This is a genomic window from Thermotoga sp. (genome assembly GCF_021162145.1).
In the GTDB taxonomy this organism is placed as follows: domain Bacteria; phylum Thermotogota; class Thermotogae; order Thermotogales; family Thermotogaceae; genus Thermotoga.
In genome coordinates, this window is the sequence record NZ_JAGGZH010000099.1 from 1 (window position 1) to 8,707 (window position 8,707).

6 protein-coding genes and 1 rRNA gene are annotated in these 8,707 nt (G+C 48.6%); all 7 read right to left on the reverse strand.

Annotated features, from left to right (window positions below):
* Nucleotides 1-312, reverse strand: a 16S ribosomal RNA gene (locus tag J7K79_RS06260); the annotation flags it as partial.
* A gap of 230 nt (nt 313-542) precedes the next feature.
* Nucleotides 543-2,750, reverse strand: a complete 2,208-nt coding sequence (gene priA, locus J7K79_RS06265) for a primosomal protein N' (RefSeq protein ID WP_296906443.1) — start codon at nt 2,748-2,750, stop codon at nt 543-545.
* Nucleotides 2,750-3,601: a YitT family protein gene (locus tag J7K79_RS06270; RefSeq protein ID WP_296906446.1), complete on the reverse strand. Its 852-nt coding sequence runs from the start codon at nt 3,599-3,601 to the stop codon at nt 2,750-2,752. Before J7K79_RS06270 ends, priA begins: the two co-directional genes overlap by 1 nt.
* A gap of 25 nt (nt 3,602-3,626) precedes the next feature.
* A complete protein-coding gene (locus J7K79_RS06275) occupies nt 3,627-4,508 on the reverse strand; it encodes a DUF89 domain-containing protein (RefSeq protein ID WP_296906449.1) in 882 nt (293 codons plus the stop codon).
* The gene (locus J7K79_RS06280) at nt 4,486-4,755 is read right to left on the reverse strand and encodes an acyl carrier protein (protein WP_296906451.1); all 270 of its coding nucleotides are present in this window, start codon (nt 4,753-4,755) and stop codon (nt 4,486-4,488) included. The genes J7K79_RS06275 and J7K79_RS06280 overlap by 23 nt, the downstream gene beginning before the upstream one ends.
* Nucleotides 4,756-4,813: 58 nt before the next feature.
* The gene (locus J7K79_RS06285) at nt 4,814-6,985 is read right to left on the reverse strand and encodes a sodium-translocating pyrophosphatase (protein ID WP_296906455.1); all 2,172 of its coding nucleotides are present in this window, start codon (nt 6,983-6,985) and stop codon (nt 4,814-4,816) included.
* Nucleotides 6,986-6,988: 3 nt separating this feature from the next.
* The coding region (rgy, locus tag J7K79_RS06290) for a reverse gyrase (protein WP_296906458.1) at nt 6,989-8,707 on the reverse strand (1,719 nt) is incomplete at its 5' end.

The following is an 8,707-nucleotide window of genomic DNA, read 5'->3' on the forward strand; positions in this document are numbered from 1 at the left end:
ACCACCCTCTCAGGCCGGCTACCCGTCGTCGGCTTGGTGGGCCGTTACCCCACCAACTACCTGATGGGCCGCGGGCCCCTCCTCCGGCGGGGCAAACGCCCCTTTCCTCCACCAACTTGCGTTGGTGGAGCGTATGGGGTATTAGCCAGGGTTTCCCCTGGTTATCCCCCTCCGGAGGGCAGGTTACCCACGTGTTACTCACCCGTCCGCCGCTGGGTACTCCTCCCCAAAGGGAAGTTTCCCCCGCACGACTTGCATGTGTTAGGCACGCCGCCAGCGTTCACCCTGAGCCAGGATCAAACCCTTCATATAAGATTCGATCCAGGCTCAATGAAATTGGGGGCTGCTATCCATATTTCAATGACCCGGAATCAAAAACCTTGAAGTTTACTTCAACTCTGGAGTACGTAACTTCTCTTTTTGGGTTCTATTCTTTTTTTCGCTTTTTGAAGACCCCTCTTCTCAACGTCGCCGAGATTAATGATAGCATCCCTTCCACACCTGTTCAATTAAGGAAAAGATAAGGTAAAGTTACGCTAAGGTTAATCCGGTATCTCCAGGGAAGGTGGATCCACCAAAACTACAGGATTTAATCCCAGCACTCTTGAAAACTTCTCTACCTTTGAAAGAGTCGCCTCCGCATCGCTCGTTTTTACCACCAGATGATGCCGATAAAACCCTTTCAATTTGAAGACCCAGTGTTCAACAGGACCAAGAACTTCTTCACCGGCGAGGGATTCCTTCAGAGTCATCAAGAGTTTCTTTCCCTGGTCTGGATCCTTCGATCTCAGCGCAACATGGATCAGGTGTCTGTAGGGAGGATAGCCCAAAATTTTCCTTCTTTCGAGTTCCTTTCCGTAGAACCCTTCCACGTCTTCTTTTATTGCCCTCACGATCACCTCTTCGTCCGGATTGTAGGTTTGAAGAACGGCTTTTCCCGTTCCCCTTCTGGACGCTCTTCCGAACACCTGTACAATCAACTGAAACGCCCTTAACGAAGCCGAAAAGTCCGGCAAGAAGATAAGAGAGTCGACATCCAGCACACACACAAGACCGATTTCCGGTACATCAAAACTCTTCGTTATCATCCTGGTTCCAACAAGAATATCTATCTCCCCGGAGATCAACTTGTTTATGTAATTTTCCACCTCCATGATGTCCTCGACAACCTCTCGGTCTATTCTCTTCACCCTCCTATCCGGAAAATACCTCTGCAACTCCCGCTCAATTTTCTCTGTGCCGGCTCCTCGCCCGGAGAGTCTTCCACCACAGATAGGGCATCCCTCTAAAAGCTTGTACTCCCTTCCACACTGATGACACTTCAAGGAATTGGAATCCAAGTGATAAACAAGGGACACGTCACAGTCCTTACACTTCAAAACATAGCCACAGGTTTCGCACTGAACCCTTCCCCAGTATCCCTTTCTCCTCACATAAACGAGTACTCTTCGTCCCTTCTTCAAGGTTTCTTCCATTCGATCGAGAGTTCTCTTCGCGAAGCTGCCTATTTTCTCTTCCTCCCTCATGTCAACGACCTCTATCGATATGTCCGCGTGTTTTCTTACGAAGCTGAACATTTTGATCTTCCCCTCTTTTACCTCTCTGTAGGTCTTCAAATCTGGGGTAGCAGAAGACAACACCAGAGGAACTCCAAATATTTTGGAGATCTCCCTTGCCACCTCAACAGCATCGTAGGAGGGAGAAGAGTACTGATAAAGACTCTCATCGTGTTCTTCGTCAACTATTACCAGGGAGAGGTTTTTGATCGGAACAAACACAGCACTCCTTGTGCCAAGCAAGACATCGATCTTTCCTTCAACGGCCCTGTACCATTCCAGGTTCTTCCTTGCCTTCGGAAGGTAGCTGTGATATATACCCGTTTTCATCCTCGGAAACAGCCCCTTCAAGCGAGAAAGCAAATGCATGAGGATGGAAACCTCAGGCACCAGAAACAGAACGGTTCCCTTTCTGGAATAATCACCAGCAAGTTCGAGCAACGCTTCGGTCTTTCCGCTTCCTGCAGGTCCAAAAAAGAGGTTCGTGCTAGAAAGCTCTCCTTCAAAAGTTGTTCGATGGAGCCTCTTCTTCGGTGGAACATCTTGATGCAACACTTCTATTATCCCCTTTTCCTGGAGAGCCTCGATCACGCTCTTCGAGATTTCCAGATCTTTCAGAAGGTCCTCTAGAGGTGCTCCGTTGTTGAATTGAAGGTACTCTACAACCATCTTTTGTTTCAGCGTTAGTGGTTTTTGAAGCAGCCCTGAGATGGATGCTCTTAGGAAAACTCTTTTTTTCAAGCGCGGTCTGGGTTCTTTTATGTAGAAGCCCTTTTCGAGTTTCACAAGTCCCCTTTTCAACATCTCTTTTAAAGTTTTCTCTCCCCTGGATTTCACAAAATCGGAAAGCGTCATTTCTTCAAAATCGAGTAAGGGACTTTGTGAGACCACTTTTTCTGTTCTGTAATCGTCGAGCCCCGGGGGAAAGAAGAGATCGAACACCATGCCTATCGGTGAACCGAATCTTCTCGATACCCATTTTGCTATCTCTACATGCTTTTCACTCAAAAAGCTTTTTCCATCTCTTTCCTTCACAGTGAAGGAATCTCCCCAGGATGTGGACGATCCCAGTACATAGCATTTCACCGTATTTCCTCTCCAGTTGATCCAAACTCTCTCACCTGGCTCCAGTGTTTCTTCCGAGAAAACACAGATCGTCTTTCTTGTCCCCGATATCGCCACCTCGTAGTGCATTACAGTTCCTCCAGTTCTTTGAAACCCTCTCCCAGAGCCTGTCTCACTTCCTTGATTATAACGAAAGCTCTCGGGTCTGTCTTCCTTATGAATCTGATCAACTCGTTCAATTCTCTCCTTCTGACCACCACGAGCAGTATCTTTCTTTCTTTACCTGTGTAAGCTCCTTCCGCGGGAACGTAGGTAGCCCCCCTCCGAAGTTCGTAGAGAACGAAATCTTTTATCTCTTCTGACTTTTCAGAAATGATGGTTACCTCACTCGATTGTTCTATTCCCCTCAACATGAAGTCCACCATTATACCGTTTAATATCACGCCGAGTAGAGCGTACATTCCCGCCCTCGCACTGAACGCAACGCCTGCCAAAGCCGCTATGGTGAAGTCCACCATCAACAGACCCATCCCCATGGAGATCCAGAAGTACTTGTTCAGGATCCTCGCAATGATGTCCGTCCCCCCCGTGGAAGAATTCTGAGAAAACGTTATGGCAAGCCCCAGAGCAGTGAGCAATGTGCCGAAGGAGACCGCGAGGAACAGATCGTCCCCCGTGTATTTAGGCACAGGAAGTAGGCGATCGAACAGATCCACGAAGAAGTTGAAAACAAAAGTGCAGTAAATCGTCTTAGCGCTGAAGTCGAACCCCACGGTGAGAAAGGCAATAAGAAAGAGCAGTCCGTTCAGGATGTACATCCAGATTCCCACTGGAAGTGGAAGAAGGTGGTGAAGTATCATCGAAAGGCCACTTACACCACCGGCAGCTATGTTGTTTGGTATCAGGAACACCGTCACACCAGCAGCGGTGACCAAAGTACCAAGAGTACTGAGAACGTACTCCCTGATCTTTTCTATCAACTTTGCCCACCTCCTCAAGAGAAGGTCACAGGGAGGAAGAGGAAACGAACACCTTTCCTCCTACGGGGACTTTCAGGATCTCTGCGACGAAATCACACTTGGCGGTCAGAAGGAAGAAGAAGTTCTCTCTTTCTTCCTCGTAAAGCCCTTCAAAATTTCCCTGACCTTTGGAAATAACGAGATCCGCCTCGAAAAACATCTTCCTGAACTCCTGCGTGGCATTGTCCAAGATTACGCCAGGTTCTTCCACGCCAGAGCTGATCACGGTGGCAACTTCTTCCAACCCGATTTGCTTTGCATCGTCAATGGTGGCATCGTTGATTATTGGCTTTTCGCGAACGGCCACCACCACCTCAAGCGAAGGGTTCTGCATCTTCATGATCTCTATGAAGAACTTATCGAAGACGATCTCTCCAGTATTGTCCGCAATATAGAAAAGCATGGAAGCACTCTCAAGAGCGCTTCTGAACTCTTCAAAATTTTCCCTATCGAAAGGTCTCTCATAAGCTTCATGCAGTTTTTCAAAGGCGTCCTCTATTTTCCAGCCCGGGATACCAAGATCTATCAAATTCCCGGAGACCGCCAGCTTCGCAGCGGAGTACACAGGGTCGGGAGAGTTCGAAATCTCCGCCCTGAACATCTCGACGATCTTCTGAGCTATTTCATTCGATCTTCTCTTCTCTTCTTTGAACGGATCTTCTTCCTTCACGTACTCCATGATGAACCTGTGGACCTCTCCGTTGACCTCTAGAGGTTTCATTCCCCACCTCATTTCGCTCATAATTCTGAAAATCTCCCGGAATATCACCCATCTTTTCTCAGGGGAACTGATGGTTTTCCTCAGAAGATTCTCAGCCTGCCTGAGACTGCATATCAGGCACCTCTCATCCGCCCTCAGATACCTCATCGTCGACCTCCTCCAGTTTCCTGCTCACAAGATCGATCAGATCCTTCACCTTGCGAAGACCTTCGAGTTCTTCGTCCTCTATTCTTATGGCGAACTCATCCTCAAAGAACATAACAAGGTCTATTACGTCAAGTGAATCGAAACCAAGCTCATCAAAGGAAGCTTCTTCATCGATCGTCTCCAGGTCCTTTCCTATCTTTTCCGAAACTATCTCTACGAACTTTGCCAAAAGCTCTTCTCTCTCCAAGGCCATCCCCCCTAAGAATCCTACCACAAATTTTAAAGGGGGCCGAAGCCCCCTCTCGTTAGAACAGATGAATGTGTTTGAAAATGGAAACTGCTATCACCGAAACCACCGACATGATCTTTATGAGAATATCAAGCGATGGTCCCACTGTATCCTTGAGGGGATCACCCACTGTGTCTCCTATAACAAGGGCTTTGTGAGGTTCAGAACCTTTTCCATAACCTTCCAGGTTGCCCGCTTCGAGGAACTTCTTGGCGTTGTCCCAAGCCCCTCCAGAATTCGCCGTCAAGATGGCGAGCATAGCTCCACTGATGACAGTTCCTATCAGCACGCCACCGACGAACTTCGGTCCGAGGAGGAATCCCGTTACAAGCGGTGTGAGGATCGCTATGAGGGCAGGATATCCCATCTGCTTCAGCGCGTTGTCACTGGTGATTTCGATACACCTGTTGTAGTCTGGTTTTGCCTTTCCTTCAAGAAGACCTGGGATTTCCCTCGCCTGTCTTCTGATCTCATCCACCATCTTCATTGCTGCCTTTGTAACCGCAGAGATGAGGTAACCACTGAAGTAATAGGTGATCGCCGCTCCGAGCAGTGCACCCGCTATCACTCGGGCATCAACCATGTTCAGAAGAAGAATGAGAGAAGGCGGTTTTCCAACGTCGGAGGGACTGATCTGCGAGAACATGTAAGAAGCAAAGAGGGAAAGAGCAGCGAGGATGGCCGAGCCGATGGCAAATCCCTTTCCTATAGCCGCCGTCGTGTTGCCCACGGCATCGAGGTGATCCGTTATCTTTCTCACCTCTGGATCCAGCTCGCACATTTCGCTGATTCCCCCCGCATTGTCCGCTATTGGTCCATAGCTGTCTACAGAAACGGATGTTGCAACAAAGGAGAGCATTCCAAGAGCAGAGATCGCAACTCCATAGAGTCCTGCAAAGTAATCCGCAAAGAGGATTCCAAGAACGAGCGTTAAAGTTGGAGGGAGCACACTCTTCATCCCAAGAGAAAGACCGTTCGAAATGACCATTCCTGTGCCTTCGATAGAGGATCTGCTGAGGAATTGGGTTGGTCTGTAATGGTAGCTCGTGTAGTACTCAGCCCAGAAACCCACCAGGATTCCTGCAAAGATCCCTATGATCGCTGAGAACCAGGGGGAAATGGGTCCAAATCTGAAACCAACGACATCCAGGCCCTGAGCGTCTTTCAAGTAAAAGTAGGTCAGAAAAGCTGTCAGAACGACTGTAAGAATAGCGGAAGTCCAGAGACTGATGTTGAGCTCCCTCTGAGGATTATCAGAGGGCCTTTTCACGATCACGTAAAGGATTCCTAGCATGGAGCATCCAAGACCAACCAGTGCAAAGAGAATCGGATAGGTGATGAGAGACTGGATAGTTTCTTTCGGTATCTGATGAACAAGGCTTTCACCAACCTTCTGAACGTAGATGGGGAACATGTAGGAAGCCAGGATTATCGAGGACACTATGGCACCGACAAAACTTTCCAGAAGATCCGCTCCCAATCCCGCAACGTCTCCCACGTTATCTCCCACGTTGTCCGCTATCGTAGCGGGATTTCTTGGATCGTCCTCAGGAAGATTCAGTTCCGTCTTTCCAACAAGATCGGCAGCCATGTCCGCTGCCTTGGTGTAAACTCCTCCTCCAACCCTGTCAAACATGGCTATGATAGAACATCCCAAAGCGTAACCAGAAACCGTCATGGCGAAAGGAACAAAGTTTACTCCAAGCCAGTTGGTGTATATGTTCAGATTATCCAACTGTCCCAACCATTTTCCGAAGATCAGGTAAACCAGAACCAGCCCAAGAAGGGCGAATCCACCGACCGAGAGTCCCATGACACTTCCACCCTGGTAAGCTACTTTCAGGGCAGGACCTATCTTCCTAGTCGTCCTGGCAGCCTCCGTCACTCTCACGTTGGCTCTGGTCGCCATCTTCATTCCAACGATACCCGCCGATGCGCTCATGACCGCTCCCAGGAGGAATGCAACACCCGTCTGCCAGGTTGTGAAGATCATGAGCAGTATCGCTATGACGATGGCGACCTTGAAAATGGCCTTGGTCTCATGGGAAAGGAAGGAATCTGCACCACTTCGAATGTAGAAGGATATCTCCTTCATTCGATCTGTGCCTTCAGGCTTTTTAACAACCGCTGAGAAGTTTGCCGCAGCAAATCCCAGCGCAATCAAGGGAACGAGAAAAAGCAGCCACATGCGTTACCCCTCCTCCATGAGAGATTTTATTTCCTCGTACAAAAGCTTGAGCGTGGATTGATAATCTTCTTTTCCCCTTTCCACTCTGTCCATGATCTCTTCCAGCCTGCGAGTCGTCTCCTCTGTTACGAATCTTTCGTACCTTTCCTTGAGGAACGAGTAGACCATCGCCCCCAGTTTCGTTGGCCTGACCCTCTTGTATCTATCTTCGTACACGTAACCTCTTTTGAAAAGTACCTCTACTATTTTTGCATAAGTTGAAGGTCTTCCAATTCCCCTTTTTTTCATCTCTTCCACTATAGAAGCCTGAGTGAAGAGGGGTACCGCATGTTTTTTGTAAATCTTTCTTTCAAGAATTCTGTAGTTTGTGTGTTCGAATCTTGGAGAAACTGTTAACGGCATGAAGAGATTCCAACCGTCCTTCAGAATTTCCACCACGTACTCCTTCTTCACTTCCCTTCCTCCTACGTCGAAGGAGACCAACTGCTTTTTCACCTTCACAGGTGAAGACTGGCTGGTCAGGAAACGATTGAATATGAGGGCGTAAACTCTCAGGTGTTTTCTTGTCAGATCCGTGATCAAGCCTTCTTCCATCATTTCTTCGATTTCCTTATCGTCTATGGGTTTCACGGGTCTGATAGCCTCGTGCGCCCCCTCAGTTGACCAGCTTCTCCCTGTAAAGAGCTTTTCTTTACCGATCTTCCTCAAGTAGCTGCGAGCGACATTCTGACCTTCCAAGGAAATTCTGGTCGAGTCGGTTCTGTGGTAGGTAATGAAACCCTTCTCGAAGAGATCTTGGAGAATGTCCATCGTTTCCTGAACACTGAGCCTGAGTTTCTGCGATATCTCCGAGAGTGCCGAGGAGGTCGTATGGGGTGGAGGCGGGTTGATGTCTTCTTCGCTCTCCTCTACTTTCGAGACCCTGACCGAGTTGGTGGATACTTTTCCTTCGATCTCGAGTTGTACACCGTTTTCCAATGTAATGAGTGTGAAGTCCTTTTCGCTCTTTTTGTACTCCTCCTCCCGTTCCACTATCCATCCTAAAACTGTGGATTGAACTCTACCTGCTGAGAGGTTTGGCCTGCCAAACCTCTTCTGAAGCTTTCCACTCAACTCGAATCCGATCCATCTGTCCTGGATCCTTCTTACCACTTGCGCCTTCACCAGATTGAAGTCGACAAAGCGGACGCTTTCCCGCGCTCTTTTGAAACCGTATTTTGTGATTTCATGCATTTCTATTCGCTTCAGAGAACCGTTGGCGGGTATCAGATATTGTGTTACATCCCAGGATATTTTCTCTCCCTCAACGTCAGGGTCCGTCGCCACCAGAATCTCATCAACCTCAAGCGATATCTCCCTCAATGCCTTGAGGGTTTCAGTTTTATCGTCGAGGTTTCTCGAAGAGCAAACGGGACATTCTCCACGGTCCTCCGTGAACTGGTACCCACAATCCCTGCATCTCTTCAGAGAATTGTAAACGGGGACGAAGATCCCGTCTTTCTCTTCAACCCCGTGAATCCCTCCCTTCGTGATAAGATCGTAAACGTGTCCTCTCGTTGCCGTGAACAGAATGATTCCTTCGCCCGTCACAGCCTCGTGGACCAGGATGTTTCTCTCCCTACGAGAAGAAGCCTTCCCCAGGAACTTCGAGATCGTATCCGCCTTGGTTGGCGACTCAACGACTATCAGAAGGGAGCGAGAAGTGTCAAAAGACCCTTCCCC